Source organism: Alcaligenes sp. Me129 (assembly GCF_050487245.1).
GTDB classification, from domain to species: domain Bacteria; phylum Pseudomonadota; class Gammaproteobacteria; order Burkholderiales; family Burkholderiaceae_B; genus Alcaligenes; species Alcaligenes phenolicus.
In genome coordinates this window covers 187156-203510 of record NZ_JBKQGX010000003.1, presented here as the reverse complement: position 1 = coordinate 203510, position 16355 = coordinate 187156, and the positions used below count along the sequence as shown (strand labels likewise).

Genomic DNA, 16355 nt, shown 5'->3' with positions numbered 1-16355 from the left:
CGGTTTACACAGGCAAGCGTTGCCCCTTGGCCTTGATGCAAGACAGCACGATCTGCGAATGGATCTTGGTGACGCCGCGCAGCGTGTTGAGCTTGTGAATGACAAAATTGGAAAAAGTCTCGAAGTTGCGCGTGCGTATGTGCAGCATGTAGTTCGCCTGCCCGGTCACGATGTAGGCATGGAGCACTTCATCCATGGTAGCCAGTGCTTTGCTCAGGTACTGATGCTCGCTCTCGTTGAGCTGCCCGATATTCACTTCCACAAAGGCTTCAATGGCAAAGCCCAGTTTGCCTGCGCTCAAGTTGGCGCTGTAGTTTTCGATGAAGCCTTCCTGCTCCAGAATCTTTACGCGCCGGTGGCAGGAGGAGGGCGAAAGGGCTACCAGGTCAGCTAGTTCCTGGTTGCTGAGCCTGCCGTTGTCCTGTAAAAGACGCAGGATTTTCAGGTCTGTCTCATCTAGTCTCATATTTTAGAATTTTCTATGAAAAAGGTTTTTAAAAACCGAATTTTCTTCCAGTATTAATCATAATCTTCATCGCTTTGGAATAATTTACCAGAGGCTCGGTGCTAGACTAAATAGCTTAAAAAGCAGAATCGAGGAGCATGAATATGATTACCTTGCAGCAATGCGAGCAGTGGGATCAGGCCGATGAACTGGCTGCCTTCAAAGCCAAGTTCGACCTGCCACCCAACACGATTTATCTGGACGGGAATTCGCTGGGCGCCATGCCCCGACACGCCATGGAGCGCGCCCAGGAAGTTATTGCTCAGGAATGGCGTACCGACCTGATCAATAGCTGGAACAAGGCAGGCTGGTGGACCTTGCCCGTGCGTCTGGGCGACCAGATGTCGCCCCTGATCGGTGCCGGTCAAGGTGAAACCATCGTCAGCGACAGCACCTCGGTCAATCTGTTCAAGGTGCTGGCTGCCGCCGTCAATTTGCAAAAAGAGCGCCATCCGGAAAAGAAAGTGATCCTGGCCGAGCGTGATTCCTTCCCTACGGATCTTTACATCATTGAAGGGTTTAACGCCTTCTTTGGCAAAGACTATAGGCTTGAATTGATTGATGACCCGGCAGACCTGCAAACAGCCGTCAATGATGAAACCGCTGTGGTGGTGCTGTCCCATGTGAATTACCGCACGGGTTACTTGCACGATATGCAGGCGACCAACCGCCTGGTGCATGAACACAATGGCCTGTTGATCTGGGATTTGTGCCACTCCGTGGGTGCCTTGCCTATCGAGCTGAAAGACAGCGAGTCCGACTTTGCCATTGGCTGCACCTACAAGTACCTGAACGCCGGTCCGGGTGCTCCGGCCCTGCTGTGGGTGAACCCCAAGCTGATGGGCCAGATCAGCCAGCCCTTGTCCGGCTGGTGGGGCCACAAGCACCCCTTTGCCATGAGCCCGTCATATGAAGCCGCCAACGGTATCGAGCGTTTCTTGTGCGGTACTCAGCCCATTGTTTCCTTGAGCCTGGTGGCTTGCGGTGTGGACGTGTTCCTGCAAACCGACCTGCAGGCGGTGCGCCGTAAATCCCTGGCGCTGACGGACTTGTTCATCGCGTTGGTGGAACAGGAATGTGCGGAATTTGGCCTGCGTCTGGTGACTCCACGCGATCACCACTACCGTGGCAGCCATGTAAGTTTTGCCCATGAGCAAGGCTATGCCGTGGTGCAGGCCCTGATCGCCCGTGGTGTGATTGGGGACTACCGCGAGCCTGAAGTGATGCGCTTTGGTGTTACGCCCTTGTATCTGTCTTTTGTGGATATTTGGCAGGCTGTGCAGCATATCAAGGCGGTACTGACCGATAAGGAATGGGACAAGCCCGCCTATAAAACACGCTCCAAGGTGACCTGATCAGGCTGATATAAAAAATAAGCATAAAGGAGGAGACATGAGCCGATTTGAGCAAATTCAATCGCGCGAAGCCGGGCTGCATAAAAAACTGAGCGCCCGCCAAATGAGCATGATTGCGATCGGGGGCGCCATCGGTACCGGCTTGTTCCTGGGCAGCAAATTTGCCATTGGCTTTGCGGGTCCCGGCGTTGTACTGAGTTATGTGATTGGCGGCTTCATTGCTCTGGTCCTGATGGGCTGCCTGGCCGAGATGACGGTGGAACACCCCACATCGGGCTCTTTTGGAGCCTATGCGGAGTTCTATATTCATCCGCTGGCCGGGTTCCTGGTGCGCTACAGCTATTGGGCCTGCATTGTTCTGGCCGTGGGCACCGAGGTGACGGCGGTGGCGGACTATATGAAGTTCTGGTTCCCGGACGTCTCACCCTGGATCTGGATCGCCTTTTTCTCGGCCGTGCTGATTGCCGTCAATGCCTACAGCGTCAAGGCTTTTGGCTCGGTGGAGTACTGGTTTGCCCTGATCAAGGTGTTTGCCATTATTGCGTTCATCGTGCTGGCCATTGGCATGTTGACGGGCTATTACAAGCCCGCACAGGTACAGGAAAACCTGTTTGGCCAGGGTGGCTTCATGCCCAATGGCTGGTATGGGGTGTGGGTAGGGGTGATCATTTCCATCTTCAGCTATCTGAGTATCGAGATGATTGCCGTGGCGGCGGGCGAGGCAGAAAACCCCGAGCAAGCCGTGCGCCAGGCCTTCAAGGCCACCATCTGGCGCTTGATCATTTTCTACCTGCTGTCCTTGTCGCTTATCGTGATGCTGGTGCCTTGGCAGGTGCTGGTAGCGGAAGGCACAACCAGTCCTTTCATTACAGTGATGCAGTCCGTCGGCATTCCCTATGCAGACAGCATCCTGAACTTCATTGTGATTATTGCGGCCTTGTCGGCCATGAACAGCATGCTCTATATCTCGACCCGCATGATGTTCAGCCTGTCGCGTGCCGGTGATGCGCCCGCTGCGCTGGGTAAGGTGGCGCGCAATGGTGTGCCCTTGAATGCCCTGGCTTTATCGGCCAGCGGTGTGGCCGTGGCCGCAGTGGTGTATGCCAACAATCCGGAAACCGCCTTTCCGGTGATGATTGCCTTGTCCATGTTTGGCGCTTTGTTCACATGGGGCATGATCTTCCTGACTCATTTGTTCTTCCGCCGCCGCGTGGCACAGGACGGTGTGCAGCTACGTTTCCGTATGCCGGCCTATCCCATCGGCACCTTGCTGGGCTTGATTGGCATTGTGGCGATTTTGGTGACTACCTGGTTCATCAATATCTTTCACTACACCTTGCTGTTTGGTGTGCCGTTCCTGCTTGCCTTGGTCGTGATTTACTTTGTACGAGGCGCTCGTAAGGCTGCCTGAGTGATCTGACTTTCTGGCTCTGTTTGAACAAGCCCCTGCCTTGGCAGGGGCTTTTTTTTGCAGCGTGCGTTTCAAGAAGCTCGTCCCGTCGGATAACAGCGGGAGCGTAGTGATGTTGAGGCGTGTGTGTCTGAGCAGGTAAGGATGTGGTGTGGGGCCGGTTTGATCTTTGTCAGCCTTGCGGTTTGTGGAGAATCGACTCAATAAAAATGTGTATTATTTGAGACTATTATGTATCATTTGGTATTGTGATTGCTCAAGAAGGCCACTGTCAGTCGTTCTGGGCCGCTGTTCTTTGTTGGGGGCGGCCAGTGCTGCGAGTGCTTGGGAGGAAAACTGTGAACCGTCATGGAAAGCGCATGACTCATCCACGTGAGTTGCGTCAATCGAATCGCAAAGCCTTGCTGGGCCCTGGCGCGGATGCTGCTTTTAGCAGCTTGGCGGCGCCCGAGATTCGGCAGCGCGTGCTGCTGGCCCATTGGGTGGCCCATAGCCGGGACAAGACCCAGCAGTACTTGGGTTTCCCCTTGGGCCGCATCATGCTGCAGCGCTGGATGCACAGCAAAGTCGGCAGCCGTCGGATCGAGGCGTTTGGCCTGCCGCGTCACATCGTCCATGAAACCTTGGGGGAGCAGGCTTTAACCCTGCATGTGAACCCGCGAGAGCTGATCCGCATGGCCATTCAGGCGCCTCGCAAGGAGGAAAAACGGCCGTCCTCCCTGGCCTTTATCTGGGAGGGAAGCTGGGACCAGCGGTGTGAGGATTTGCGCGTCGGAACGCGTTACTCCCTGATCAGCGATCTGGATGAAAACCGGCATCAGCTGGAACAAACGGCGCGTTTCAAAAAGCTGATGAAGCGTATTGAACAGGGCAATCCTTGGGAGTCGTATCAGCAAGGTGTATTTCTGGATACGCCGGAAAAGATTATTGAGTACCTGCGCATTTACCTGGGTTTTCTGGACGATATGGCTCGTGATGGCTTTGATCCCAGGCGCGGCAAAGATGCCTTGGGTGTGGTTATCTCCCGTGATGGCCGTATTCTGAAAATTAATCGTGGTCTGCACCGATTGGCCATGGCCCAGAGGCTGGGCCTGCCTAGCGTACCCGTGCAGGTACGCCATGTGCATCGCTTCTGGTGGGATCGGGTCACTGCCGGGGCCACGGGCGAGCTGGCCTTGCACCGGATGCAGCAAGCCTTGCGCCGCTGCGTGCCGGAAACCCGGCCCGGCCCTTTGGATCTGGATCCGGATACCTTGCTGACAGATGCTTTCTGGCCGGCTCCGCGTGCCGGTCTGAGCGTTTAAAAAATCACCTGCATAGTCATTATTCCATGGGTGAAATACGGTTTCTCAATGAATGACGTTACACTAGCGCACGCTCCACCCAGGTAGCGTGCCTGTTCGTTTTCCTGATCTCCAGTGGTGCCAAACAAGAAGACCGATTCGCAGCGATCTGGCAATAGCCCGTGCCCGATCCAGTCCTGCATTACCTAGGGGAAGAATTATGACTGCAGCAAAGCCTCGGCCTCGCGAGGAATTGCTATTGCGCCTTGTAAGCGCTTTGGCTGACCAGCCGCGGGCGTCCATGGGGCAATTGGCCGGTCTGGTGGGCTTGAGTCGCGCAACCCTGTGCCGCTACTTCCCGTCTCGCGAAGCCATGATGATGGAGATCTTCCAGGAAGGGGTAAATAGTGCGGAGCAGGCTATTGAACGCGCCCGTCTGTGCGAGGGAAGGGCACAAGAAGCCATTCAACGACTAATCCAGGAACTGCTGCCTATTGTGGATCTGTACATGTACGTTGAGCTGCAGTTGCAGGTAGAGGAGTATTCCACGGCCCGCAGTGAAGCGGTACGAGAGGCGTTGATTGAGCAGTTTCAACAGTGGCAGGAAAGCGGGGACTTGCGGCGCGATCTGGCGGCCAGTTGGTTATGCGAGTCCTTGTTTGCCTTGCTGGGCAAGGCTGCCAGGCTGATTCGAGCTGGCCGTCTGGCCCGCCATGATGCACCCCATAATGTGTTTGTCCTGCTGTGGAGCGGCATCGTTCATCCCTGATCGGGACCGGAAAACCAGGCCTTGTGCTTTCATGTCTGTGCGGATTACGCTGCTTGTTGGTGCAGCGCACACATACGGAGGCAATGGCATGAAACAGGCAATAGCAGCTTTCTCTTTGGGTTTGTCCCTGCTGGCGGGGGCAGGTGGCGCACAGGCCGCTTTGGACGTGGGCACCCCCGCGCCGGACTTTACCGTGCAGGCCGCTCTGGCCGGTAAAACCTTTGAATTCAATTTGGATGAGGCCTTAAAAAAAGGGCCAGTCGTCCTGTATTTTTATCCGGCAGCATTCACCCAGGGTTGTACTGTCGAAGCGCATACTTTTGCGCAAGCCATTGACGAGTACAGCCACTTTGGCGCCACTGTAATTGGCTTGTCTTCGGACAATATCGATACCCTGAAGGATTTTTCCACCGGACCTTGCGGCAGCAAGTTCGCGGTGGGTGCGGACACCACAGGCCAGGTCATCAAGGCTTATGACGCGGGCCTGGGGACGCACACCGAGCGTGCTTCCCGCATTTCTTACGTCATTTCGCCTGAGCGAAAAATCATTTTTGAATATACGGCAATGGAGCCGGACGAACACGTGAACAAGACCCTGGGTGCCGTACGCGACTGGTCCGCACAACAGGGGGTCAAGTAAAAACCGGGATAGCAGCTTGTTGTTCCGCACAGCATGGCGAGGGGCACAGTAAACGAGTCGGCAACTTTTTTCTGAATAGAAAGGGGAGCATATGTCGTTCAAAAGCACACTGAAAGTGTTTGTGCTGGCTAGCAGCATGGTGATGGCTGGCTCTGCCTGGACGGCAGAAATAGCCGATCAGATCTGGATGGGAGGACCCGTGCTGACGATGAATGACAGCCAGCCTGCTGCCCAGGCGGTTGCGGTCAAGAATGGTCTGATTCTGGATGTGGGTACCCTGCAGGCGATGCAAGCCTACAAAGGTCAGGACACTACCGTGATCGATTTGCAGGGCAAGGCCTTGCTGCCGGGCTTTGTGGACGCACACAGCCACGCTTTCATGATCGGTCTGCAGGCCATGTCCGCCAATCTGCTATCGCCTCCGGATGGCGCGGTGACAGATATCCACAGTCTGCAAGAGACGCTCAGGCAATGGCTGGGTGAGCAAAGTAAAACCAGGGAGGTGGGTCTGATCCTGGGTTTTGGTTATGACGATGCCCAGCTGGCGGAACAGCGACATCCCAATCGACATGAGCTGGATGCGGTGTCCGAGTCAGTGCCGATTATCATCATTCATCAGTCCAGCCACATTGGAGTGCTCAACAGCAAGGCGTTGGAGATGGCGGGCATTTCCGCCCAGACCCCAGATCCTGCAGGCGGTGTCATTCGGCGGGAAGAGGGCGGGACTCAACCTGATGGGGTGCTGGAGGAGATGGCTTTTTTCTCCAGCTTGACCAGTCAGATGGGCAAACTTACGTCCGAACAGGTTCAGGCTCTGTTTGTTGCCGGCACCGATCTGCTAAAGCGTTATGGCTACACGACCGGGCAGGAGGGGCGCGCGACGTCCGATACGGTGCCTTTAATGCAGGCAGCAGCGACGGCGGGCAAGATCGATATTGATGTCGCCGTCTACGTTGATGTGCTGCAGGACCGGGACTTTATCGCGCGTCATGTCTCGCGGCATTACACCGACGGTTTCCGGGTGGCCGGTGCCAAGCTTACGATTGACGGCTCTCCTCAGGGGTTTACGGCCTATCGCGACCGTCCCTATTACAAGCCGCCAGCAGGTTACCGCGCCGATTACCGGGGTTATGCGGCGGTCACGTCAGATCAGGTGTTTGAGTCGGTGGACTGGGCCTTCAAGAACGATATACAGCTTCTGACTCACGCGAATGGTGAGGCCGCCTCAGACCTTTTGCTGGCTGCGATTAAAACAGCCCGTGACAAGTATGGCCCCCGGGATCGGCGAGCCGTATTGATTCATGGGCAGTTTTTGCGCCGGGACCAGGTGGCGACCATAGCGGAGCTGGATGTTTTTCCTTCCCTGTTCCCCATGCACACCTTTTATTGGGGGGATTGGCACCGTGACCGCACAGTGGGGCCGGTCAATGCCGACAATATTTCTCCCACTGGCTGGGTGCGTGAACACGGTTTGATGTTTTCCACCCACCACGACGCACCAGTTGCCTTTCCTGATTCCATGAGGGTGCTGTCGGCGACCGTGACTCGTCGCACTCGATCGGGCGATATTCTGGGGCCGGACCAGAGGGTGGATGTCATGACGGCCCTTAAGGCGATGACCATCTGGCCGGCTTTTCAGCATTTTGAGGAGAAGGAGAAAGGCTCGATTGAGCCGGGCAAGCTGGCGGACTTTGTCGTCCTGTCGCAAGACCCGACCTCGGTCGCCCCTGAGCAATTGACCAGCTTGCAAGTGGTTCAGACCATCAAGCGGGGCAAGCTGATTTATGAACAGGATGGGGCAGTGGAGACAAAGCAGCTTGTCCCTCACTAACACCAGACAGACCGTGCGAATGCTGTCTGAATTGAGCGCCCAAATGTTCATATGAACATTTGGGCGTCATAAAACTTTCATCTGAGCGTCACCGACTCGTAACTTCGCGTTCCTACACTGCCGGGTATTCAAACGAAACCCATACGCCGTGTTATGAACCTATCTGTCAGGCAAAGCATTATTGTGGATCTGCTGGCCGCCCAAGGGGCGGTGTCAGTGGATGGCTTGGCCGCGCATTTCGGGGTGACGCCGCAGACTATCCGGCGCGACCTGAACCACTTGTATGAAGCCGATCTGGTGCGCCGCCGCCATGGTGGTGCCGAGCTGAACGTGGTCGAGCGCAATGTGCCTTTCCAAACGCGCCGCATTACCCATTTGCAAGCCAAGGCCCGTATCGGGCGAGCCGTTGCCACATTGATTCCTCCCGGTGCCAGCCTGCTGCTGGGTTTTGGCACCACCCCCGAGCAAGTGGCCCTGGCGCTGGCCGACCATCGCGATCTGACCGTGGTCACCAACAACATCAGTGCCGCTCTGGCCCTGTCCCACAATATGAGCCACCGCGTGGTACTGACGGGTGGCGAACTGCGTCAACCCAACCCCGAAATTCTGGGCCCCGGCGCCGAACGCCTGTTCAACAGCTTCAAGGCGGACTTTGGCGTGTCCGGGGTAGGGGGCTTTGACTCGGACGGTGCTTTGCTGGACTTTGATATGGCCGAGTCCGATTGCCACAAAGCCCTGCGCGGCAATTGCCGTGTGCGGATTCTGGTGCTGGATCACACCAAGTTTGGCCGTCGTGCTCCTGTGCGCAGTGGCTCTTTGGATGATGTGGATATTCTGGTCAGCGACCAGCCTATTCCCGAACCTTACCGCGAGCAAATTCCTGCGCGTGTTCAGATCGTGATCGCTGACGAGGTGCAGGCATGAATCGCGCCGCTATCGAGTTGCAAGGCATAGGCAAAGCCTGGGGCGAACAGGCCGTGCTCAAGCAAATGGACCTGTCCATTCAGGAAGGTAAATTTACGGCCTTGCTGGGGCCTTCGGGCTGCGGTAAGTCCACCTTGCTGCGCATTATTGCCGGGCTGGAAACCCCCGATCAGGGTCGTCTTTTTATTAATGGGCAGGACGCCACCTATCTGGAGCCCGCCAAGCGTGGTTTGAGCATGGTGTTCCAATCCTACGCCCTGTTCCCGCATCTGAATGTGGCCGACAACATCTTGTTCGGCCTGCAAGTACGCCGTGCCGATCGTCAGCAGCAAAAAGAGCGTTTGCGTGAAGCCCTGGCGCTGACCAATCTGGAAGGTCTGGAAGAGCGCAAGCCCGGCCAGTTGTCGGGCGGGCAGCGGCAGCGTGTAGCCCTGGCGCGCAGCATTGTGTCGGGCCATCGTATCTGCCTGATGGACGAGCCGCTGTCGAACCTGGATGCCAAGCTGCGTCACACCGTGCGCCATGAAATCCGTGCTCTACAGCAACGCCTGGGTTTGACCGTGGTGTACGTCACCCACGATCAGACCGAAGCCATGGGCATGGCCGATCACGTGGTGCTGCTCAATGCCGGACATATTGAGCAGCAGGGCAGTGCCCAGGACCTGTACGGGCAGCCCAATAGCGTCTTTACCGCCGGCTTTATCGGCAGCCCACCCATGATGATGATTCACAGTGACCACGTGCCCTTGGAGTTGTGGCCCTCGCGCCGTCAGTACGACCAGCCGCATCGTGTGCTGGTGGGCGTGCGCCCGGAGAACCTGAACTTGCACGAAGCAGGCGAGCAGTATGTGGCTGCCACCGTGGTGCACCAGGAGTTTCAGGGGGCCGATGCCTATGTGTATGTGCAGCTTGACGATGGCCACACCCTGATCGTGCGCGCGCCGCACAGCCGCAGCGTCGAGGCGGGTGCTCGCTGTGGCTTGAGCTGGGACCCTGTTCACGCTTTTTACTTTAACCAGGACAGCGGGGCTCGCCTGCCGTCTGCGGATGCTCTGACTGCTGCTCCTTTCGCTGTTCCTCCTGCTGTTCTTCCCTAAACGTACTGCGAGTCTACCCATGTTGAAGAATTGTCTGCTTGCCACCTCCAGCGCCCTGTTGATGGGCCTGGGCGCCAATGCCCATAGCGCGGTGGAATTGACCATGTACTACCCCATTGCCGTAGGCGGCCCGCTGACCGATGTGGTCGATGGAATGATTACGGACTACCAGGCCCAGAATCCGGATGTCAAAGTCAAGGCCGTGTACTCCGGGAACTACGATGAAACCCGTGTACGTGCCTTGTCGGCCCTGCGTGCGGGCGAGCCGGTGCAGCTTTCTGTGCTGGGCGCACTGGATACGCATGATCTGGTGGAACAAGGCCTGGTTGAAGCCTTTAGCGATGTGGCTCAGGACGCCACCAGCCAGGATTGGCTGAAAAGCTTTTATCCAGCCTTGATGGCTAACGGCACCTTGGAAGGCAAGGTCTGGGGCATTCCGTTCCAGCGCTCCACCATCGTCATGTTCTACAACAAGGACATGTTCCGTGAAGCGGGCCTGAATCCGGATCAAGCTCCCAAGACCTGGGACGAGTTGGTGCAAACCGCCCAGAAACTGACTAATGACCAGCATCACGGCTTGATGGTTCCGTCGACGGGCTACCCCTACTGGATGTTCCAGGCCATGGCCTTGCAAAATGGCCGTCAGCTGATGAATGAAGAAGGCACGCAGGTCTACTTCAATGACCCCAAGTCGGTGGAGGCGCTGCAGTTCTTCCACGACCTGGCCTACAAGCACAAAGTCAGCCCCACTGGCACCATTGAATGGGGCACGCTGCGTCAGGCTTTTGTCCAAGGCAAGACCGCCATGATGTGGCACACCACGGGCAACCTGACTGCGGTGAAGAATGAAGCCAAGTTCGACTTTGGTGTTGCCATGCTGCCCGCCAAGGAAAAAGCGGCTTCGCCTACCGGCGGTGGCAACTTCTACCTGTTCAAGGGCGCGAACGAGGAACAGAAGAAAGCGGCTCTGGATTTTGTGCGCTGGATGACGGCCCCTGAGCGTGCCGCCAAGTGGTCCATGGCTACGGGCTATGTCGGTGTCAGCCCTGCCGCCTACGAAACGCCTGCTCTGGTCGAGTACGCCAAAACGTTCCCGCAAGCTGTGGTTGCCCGCGATCAGTTGGCCGTAGCTTCGCCCGAGTTTGCCACTTACGAGACAGCACGTGTACGCGAGCTGCTGTCCAACGCCGTGCAAGCCGTGCTGACCAATGCCAAGACGCCCAAGGCCGCTTTGGATGAAGCCCAGGCTGCTGCAGATCGTCTGCTGCGTCCTTTCAACTAAGCAGGTGCAGGAATGGCTGAACCATTGCGTGTGCTGCGTAAAGAGTGGGTATTTGCGTACCTCTTGTTAACGCCGCTGTTTGTGCTGCTAAGCGTGTTTGCCTTTATCCCGGCGCTGCACACGTTCTGGTCCAGCTTGTTGAGTAAAGGCACGGCGCGTCGTCCGGCCCAGTTTGTGGGCATGGACAACTACGATGCCATGCTGGCTGACCCGACGTTCTGGCTGGTTCTGAAGAACAATCTTTGGTATGCCGCCATTGTGATTCCGGTGTCCATGGCCCTGGCTTTGTTGATGGCTTTGTGGGCCAACCGGGCCATGAGTATGCGGGCCTGGGTGCGTTGTGCTTACTTCACGCCCACCATGCTGCCCATGATTGCCGCCGCCAATCTATGGCTGTTTTTCTACACACCGGATCTGGGTTTACTGGATCAGATTGCCAAGCTGTTTGGCGCCGGGGCCACCAACTGGCTGGGCCAGCCGCAAACCGCCCTGGGCGCGGTCATGGTGGTGACGATCTGGAAAGAAGCCGGTTTTTTCATGATCTTTTATCTGGCGGCCTTGCAAACCATTCCGCCCGAGCTGCGCGATGCCGCTCGTCTGGAAGGCGCGACCCGCTGGCGGTATGGCCGCCGTGTGCTCTTGCCCTTGCTGGCACCCACGACCCTGTTCATTTTGATCAACGCGCTGATCAACTCGGTCAAGCTGGTTGATCACTTGTTTATCTTGACCAAGGGCGGCCCCAATAATGCCTCCAAGCTGATGCTGTACTGGATCTGGGAAACCGCCTTTGCCTATATGGATACGCCTAGTGCCGCCGTGCTGACAGTTGTGCTCTTGTTGGGGCTGGGTGCTGTCGCCATCTTTCAATTTCGCTACGCTGAACGACGCGTGCACTACCAGTGATGAACATGGACACTGTTTTGACTGCTCCGGGCCGCAGCTTGCGTTTGCCATCCCTGGATACGGTGGGGGCACATGCGCTGGCCCTGCTGTGGATTGCCCCTTTGCTATACGCCTGCTGGGCTGCATTTCGCGACCCGTCCGCCGCCTTGAGTTTTGACTGGAGCGCAGGCTGGACCTTTAGCAATTTTGCAGCCGCCTGGGACCGTGCGCCCTGGTTGCGCTACATCTTCAACACCACCGTGCTGGTGCTGACCATTCTGCTCGGACAGTTTGTGCTGTGCACCCTGGCCGCTTATGCCTTTGCCCGCTTTCGTTTCTTTGGCAGCCAGTTTCTGTTCATGCTGTTGCTTTTGCAGTTGTTCATCCTGCCTGAAGTGCTGATTGTGGAGAACTACCGCATGGTGGCCTTGCTGGGCTGGACGGACACGGTCTGGGGCATGGGTGTGCCCTATATGGCCAGTGCCTTTGGCGTGTTCTTGTTGCGCCAGGCTTTCAAGCAAGTGCCGCGTGAACTGGAGGATGCGGCGCGACTGGAAGGATGCAGCCGCCTGGGTGTGCTCTGGCGAGTGTACGTGCCGTTGGTCAAGCCTGTGTACCTGGCTTATGCCCTGGTGTCGGTGTCGACGCACTGGAACAATTTTCTATGGCCCTTGGTGATCAGCAGCTCTGACCATACCCGTCCTTTGACCGTAGGTTTATCCCTGTTTGGCGCACCGGAAAGTGGGGTCAGTATCTCCCTGATCAGTGCCGCCACATTAATGACTATCTTGCCGCTTTTGTTGGGCTTTTTGCTGTTTCAAAAGCAGTTCATGCAGGCCTTTTTACGCGCCGGCATTCGTTAAGGAATTCTGATGAAGATCATCCAGTTTTCGGACCTGCACATTACCCCGCCCGATGGCCTGTTGTTTGGCTCGGACCCTCTGGATCGCTTGCGTAGCTGTGTACAGCACGTCAATCGTCATCATGCAGATGCAGACTTGTGCGTGCTGACGGGCGACCTGACCCACGCCGGTCATCCACGCGCATACGAGCGCCTGCGTGAAGGCTTGCAGGATTTGATTCCGCCTGTACGTTTGATGATGGGCAACCACGACAGCCGCAGCGCTTTTCACAGTGTATTTCCGCAGGCCACGACCGATTTACCCGGCTTTGTACAGCATGCCGAGACCCTGGGCGACTGGCGCCTGATCTACCTGGATACCTTGGAGGACGGCTATACCAACGGCTATTTGTGTACGCGGCGTCTGCAATGGTTGCAGCAGGAGCTGGCCGCGCATAGTGGCCCGGTGATGCTGTTTTCGCACCATCCTTTACCTGCCTTGCAGTATCCGTCCATGGATTGGCTGCGTATGAGTAATGCGTCGGATTTATTGCCTTTGCTCAAGGCTCATCCCGCGCCCGTGCATTTGTTCTCCGGCCACGTGCATCGCTGCGCCAGCGGCGTGTGGAACGGCCTGCATTTTGTGACGGTGAATGGCACCAACCATCAGCACGAACTGGATCTGGAGCGCGAGGGGGCCGCAACATCGACTTTCGAGCCTGCCAGTTACGCGCTTATCTTGCCCAACGCAGATGGTTTGACGGTGCATTTTCAGCCCTTTGGCTACGAGGAATTGCGCTTTCCGTATACGGGGGACTTGAGTGCCCTGAAGTGCGTGTAAGCCTTCCGGGTTCAGCAACGCTGGCACAAGGCGGTAGCGATCAGCAAACCCGCAGTGGCCCCCGAGGCCTGGATTATTTTCCAGGTTACGGGGGCTGTTTGCCTGCTAGCCGCTTTCACGTGATTAGAAGGAATAACGCAGGTTCAGCATGGCATTACGCGGCGCACCGTAATAGCCGGTGTAGAAGGTCTGATCCAGCGCGCTCAGGTACTTGCGGTTAAATAGATTGTTGACGTTCAAGGTGGCCGTCAATTGCTTGCTGAAGTCGTAGCGGCCCATCAGGTTGACGACGGCGTAGCTGCTTTGTTCTCCGGTGACAGTCTTGCCCAAATCCCACGGTGTGGCGGTGAAATGGATCTGGCTTTGCCAGTTCACACCACCCCCAATCGTCAGGCGATTCCAGCTTCCAGGCAGGCGATACGTGGTCCACAGCTTGGCCATATGGCGTGGCACCAGGGTTTTGATGCGCTCGCCCTGGGCGTCTTTGGTCTGGCTGTAGGTGTAGCTAAAGGCCATGTTCCAGCCATCGAGCAGCTCGCCCGTCACTTCCATATCCAGGCCCTGGGTCTTGGCGCCTTTGACCGCCGTGTAGGCCGCTTCGCGCTCGGTACCCGGCACGATAAAGCCACTGTCGGCCACGGCCAGATTGTCCTGGCGGATTTCGTACAGCGCAATGCTGCTGTTCACGCGGCCGTCCAGCATTTCGCTTTTCAGACCGATCTCATAGTTATTACCTTTGCGCGGGTCCAGAAAGTTGCCGCTACGGTCGCGATAGCTTTGTGGCTTGAAGATGCTGGTGTAGCTGGCGTAGATCGAATGCTCTTCATTCAGGTCGTACACAATGCCGGCATAGGGAGTGAAGACATTGTCTTCGTGCATGGTTTTCAGGCTGTTAAAGCGCTGCATACCAGGGTCAGGATAGCTTTGGGAAAGACTGTAGCGGTAGTTGCTAAGGCGACCACCCAAAATGACAGCCAGCTTGTCGCTGGGTTTCAGGCGTAGCGCCGAATACCCACCGTACTGTTTGACGGTCAGATCATAGTCAAACAGCTTTTCTCCAGTCGTATTGGGTAGGGCCGGGTTGTTGTTCCAGTTGTGGAGATTGATGGAGGCGCCTTCGATATCGTCGTCCATGGTGTCATGGCGATTCTTGTAGCGCGACGAATTAAAGCCGACGATCAGTTCGTGGTCCTGTCCAAATAGTTGAAAAGGGCCTTTTGCGTGAATATCAAAACTGGTTTGATACTGTGTGGCATCTGAAACACCTCCGTAAAGCTGCACGCCGTCGCCCGTTTCACGGTTGGGATAGCCCCAGGAAGCATCCGCGCTTTTCCCGCTTCGGCGGGCCTTCAGGTAATTCAGGGACATGGCCAGTGACCAGTCTGCCCCCAGTTGCTGGTCCAGTTTCACAAAGGTGTTGTGAGACTCCAGTGTATTGGTGTTCCAACGAGCCCCTGCATTGGTGGAAATATCAAAATCGGTCTGTTCGCCGGTGTCGTAGAACAAAGGAAAGCCGGAGCCAGAGGAGCCGCGCGGATCATTTTTTTGATAATCCATCCCCAAGGTGACAAGCGTGGTGTCCGTAATGTCGGCCTCAAGTATGCCGTAGACCACATCTTTTTTTGTTGTGAAGTAGTCCATATAGCTGTTGCCTTCCTGATGGGCTCCAACCAGACGGCCGCGCAGGCTGCCGTTCTCGTTAATCGGGCCGCCCAGGTCTACTTGAGCGCGCATCTGATCCCATGAGCCGTAGCTCACTTCGGCATGGCCCTGGAAGTCTGCTGTAGGGCGCTTGCGCACCATGTTCACAACGCCAGACGGGTCGCCTGCGCCCGTCAGCAAGCCGGAGGCTCCACGCAGCACTTCCACGCGGTCATAAATCGCCATATCCGCCAGCCCCTGTGGGATGTTCTGGCTGACGATATCGGACAGCGTGGACAGGCCGTCCAGCTGATAGTTGTCGATGGCATAGCCACGCGAGTAGATGGTGTAGCGGTCGCTGCCTATGTGCTGGATGGAAATACCGGGCGCTTGTTGCAGCACGCTGCCGATGTTGTCCAGTGACTGGTCCTCAATGCGCTGGCGCGTCATGACACTGATAGTTTGTGGCGTTTCGCGTAGCGTCATGTTCAGCTTGGTGGCCGTGGTGGTCGCGCCGTGGCTGGCGTAGGTCTGGCTGCCTTCCGTCACGGGCAGGCGACGGCCCACGACGCGCACCGGGTCCAGCATGGTGGCGTCCGTATTGGGGCGTGAGAGAGTAATGGTGTTGTTCTCGCGCCGGTATTCCAGGCCAGAGCCTTGCAGCAGGCTGCGTAGCGCGTCTTCCGGGCGCATGCGGCCCTGAATCGGTGTCGTGCTCAGACCTTGCACTAGCGAAGGTGAGAAAAACACCTGCAGCTGGGTCTGTTCGGCCAGTTTCAGCAGCGCTTCGGACAAGGGCTGGGCAGGAATGTGGATAGGGACAGGATTGTCTTGGGCCAGGGCAGGGGGGCTGGCACTGGCCATCATCAAAGCGAGCAGGACGGGGCGCAGGCGGGGTAGGAAAGCGGTTCGGTTCACGGTGCAGATTCAGGGTAGGGGCGGGCAGGGCGACGCCCAGATTCAGAGATGTTCGTCAAACGCGATGTTGAGGAACGCTGAATCTAAATACGAGTCAGTCTTACTAAACCCCTCAGCTTGAATCGATTTATTTGA

The 16355-nt window shown here is 56.8% G+C and carries 14 protein-coding genes; 12 read left to right on the top strand and 2 right to left on the bottom strand.

Annotated elements, in window-relative coordinates; all coding sequences use genetic code 11:
- Positions 1-4: 4 nt before the first annotated feature.
- Positions 5-466: an Lrp/AsnC family transcriptional regulator gene (locus ACLPGZ_RS04910; protein ID WP_021447021.1), complete on the bottom strand. Its 462-nt coding sequence runs from the start codon at positions 464-466 to the stop codon at positions 5-7.
- Between the two features lie 143 nt (positions 467-609).
- On the opposite strand from ACLPGZ_RS04910, the gene kynU reads away from it, so the two are divergent.
- The 12 genes from kynU to ACLPGZ_RS04850 all read left to right on the top strand — a co-directional run bounded on the left by kynU (position 610) and on the right by ACLPGZ_RS04850 (position 13661).
- Positions 610-1860: a kynureninase gene (kynU, locus tag ACLPGZ_RS04905; protein WP_009463162.1), complete on the top strand. Its 1251-nt coding sequence runs from the start codon at positions 610-612 to the stop codon at positions 1858-1860.
- 37 nt (positions 1861-1897) lie between these two features.
- Positions 1898-3271, top strand: coding sequence for an amino acid permease (locus ACLPGZ_RS04900; RefSeq protein WP_026484954.1), 1374 nt, complete (start codon positions 1898-1900; stop codon positions 3269-3271).
- Positions 3272-3630: 359 nt separating this feature from the next.
- Positions 3631-4575: a hypothetical protein gene (locus ACLPGZ_RS04895; RefSeq protein WP_239055078.1), complete on the top strand. Its 945-nt coding sequence runs from the start codon at positions 3631-3633 to the stop codon at positions 4573-4575.
- A gap of 199 nt (positions 4576-4774) precedes the next feature.
- Positions 4775-5323, top strand: a complete 549-nt coding sequence (locus tag ACLPGZ_RS04890; protein WP_035271362.1) for a TetR/AcrR family transcriptional regulator — start codon at positions 4775-4777, stop codon at positions 5321-5323.
- An 88-nt stretch (positions 5324-5411) separates the two neighbouring features.
- Positions 5412-5963, top strand: a complete 552-nt coding sequence (locus ACLPGZ_RS04885) for a peroxiredoxin (RefSeq protein WP_083054219.1) — start codon at positions 5412-5414, stop codon at positions 5961-5963.
- Positions 5964-6054: 91 nt separating this feature from the next.
- Entirely contained in the window at positions 6055-7794 is a 1740-nt protein-coding gene (locus tag ACLPGZ_RS04880) for an amidohydrolase (RefSeq protein WP_226348070.1), read from the top strand.
- Positions 7795-7947: 153 nt separating this feature from the next.
- Positions 7948-8718, top strand: coding sequence for a DeoR/GlpR family DNA-binding transcription regulator (locus ACLPGZ_RS04875; RefSeq protein ID WP_009463176.1), 771 nt, complete (start codon positions 7948-7950; stop codon positions 8716-8718).
- Positions 8715-9815: an ABC transporter ATP-binding protein gene (locus ACLPGZ_RS04870; RefSeq protein WP_009463178.1), complete on the top strand. Its 1101-nt coding sequence runs from the start codon at positions 8715-8717 to the stop codon at positions 9813-9815. The genes ACLPGZ_RS04875 and ACLPGZ_RS04870 overlap by 4 nt, the downstream gene beginning before the upstream one ends.
- A 19-nt stretch (positions 9816-9834) precedes the next feature.
- Positions 9835-11097: an ABC transporter substrate-binding protein gene (locus tag ACLPGZ_RS04865; protein ID WP_411762635.1), complete on the top strand. Its 1263-nt coding sequence runs from the start codon at positions 9835-9837 to the stop codon at positions 11095-11097.
- A gap of 12 nt (positions 11098-11109) precedes the next feature.
- Positions 11110-12000 (top strand): carbohydrate ABC transporter permease, encoded by an 891-nt coding sequence (locus ACLPGZ_RS04860; RefSeq protein WP_411762636.1) that lies wholly within the window; start codon positions 11110-11112, stop codon positions 11998-12000.
- Complete coding sequence (locus ACLPGZ_RS04855) at positions 12000-12842, top strand: carbohydrate ABC transporter permease (RefSeq protein WP_009463184.1); 843 nt, start codon at positions 12000-12002, stop codon at positions 12840-12842. The genes ACLPGZ_RS04860 and ACLPGZ_RS04855 overlap by 1 nt, the downstream gene beginning before the upstream one ends.
- 9 nt (positions 12843-12851) lie before the next feature.
- Positions 12852-13661 (top strand): phosphodiesterase, encoded by an 810-nt coding sequence (locus tag ACLPGZ_RS04850; protein ID WP_429641006.1) that lies wholly within the window; start codon positions 12852-12854, stop codon positions 13659-13661.
- A gap of 123 nt (positions 13662-13784) precedes the next feature.
- On the opposite strand, the gene ACLPGZ_RS04845 is transcribed toward ACLPGZ_RS04850, so the two are convergent.
- A complete protein-coding gene (locus tag ACLPGZ_RS04845) occupies positions 13785-16220 on the bottom strand; it encodes a TonB-dependent siderophore receptor (protein ID WP_429641005.1) in 2436 nt (811 codons plus the stop codon).
- Positions 16221-16355: the final 135 nt, after the last annotated feature.

What these genes read in the sequence shown, in the direction of transcription:
- kynU (WP_009463162.1), top strand. Translation starts at nt 610, where the DNA reads ATGATTACCTTGCAGCAATGCGAGCAGTGGGATCAGGCCGATGAACTG.
- ACLPGZ_RS04880 (WP_226348070.1), top strand. Translation starts at nt 6,055, where the DNA reads ATGTCGTTCAAAAGCACACTGAAAGTGTTTGTGCTGGCTAGCAGCATG.
- ACLPGZ_RS04865 (WP_411762635.1), top strand. Translation starts at nt 9,835, where the DNA reads ATGTTGAAGAATTGTCTGCTTGCCACCTCCAGCGCCCTGTTGATGGGC.
- ACLPGZ_RS04855 (WP_009463184.1), top strand. Translation starts at nt 12,000, where the DNA reads ATGAACATGGACACTGTTTTGACTGCTCCGGGCCGCAGCTTGCGTTTG.
- ACLPGZ_RS04885 (WP_083054219.1), top strand. Translation starts at nt 5,412, where the DNA reads ATGAAACAGGCAATAGCAGCTTTCTCTTTGGGTTTGTCCCTGCTGGCG.
- ACLPGZ_RS04860 (WP_411762636.1), top strand. Translation starts at nt 11,110, where the DNA reads ATGGCTGAACCATTGCGTGTGCTGCGTAAAGAGTGGGTATTTGCGTAC.
- ACLPGZ_RS04890 (WP_035271362.1), top strand. Translation starts at nt 4,775, where the DNA reads ATGACTGCAGCAAAGCCTCGGCCTCGCGAGGAATTGCTATTGCGCCTT.
- ACLPGZ_RS04895 (WP_239055078.1), top strand. Translation starts at nt 3,631, where the DNA reads ATGACTCATCCACGTGAGTTGCGTCAATCGAATCGCAAAGCCTTGCTG.
- ACLPGZ_RS04850 (WP_429641006.1), top strand. Translation starts at nt 12,852, where the DNA reads ATGAAGATCATCCAGTTTTCGGACCTGCACATTACCCCGCCCGATGGC.
- ACLPGZ_RS04910 (WP_021447021.1), bottom strand. Translation starts at nt 466, where the DNA reads ATGAGACTAGATGAGACAGACCTGAAAATCCTGCGTCTTTTACAGGAC.
- ACLPGZ_RS04870 (WP_009463178.1), top strand. Translation starts at nt 8,715, where the DNA reads ATGAATCGCGCCGCTATCGAGTTGCAAGGCATAGGCAAAGCCTGGGGC.
- ACLPGZ_RS04900 (WP_026484954.1), top strand. Translation starts at nt 1,898, where the DNA reads ATGAGCCGATTTGAGCAAATTCAATCGCGCGAAGCCGGGCTGCATAAA.
- ACLPGZ_RS04875 (WP_009463176.1), top strand. Translation starts at nt 7,948, where the DNA reads ATGAACCTATCTGTCAGGCAAAGCATTATTGTGGATCTGCTGGCCGCC.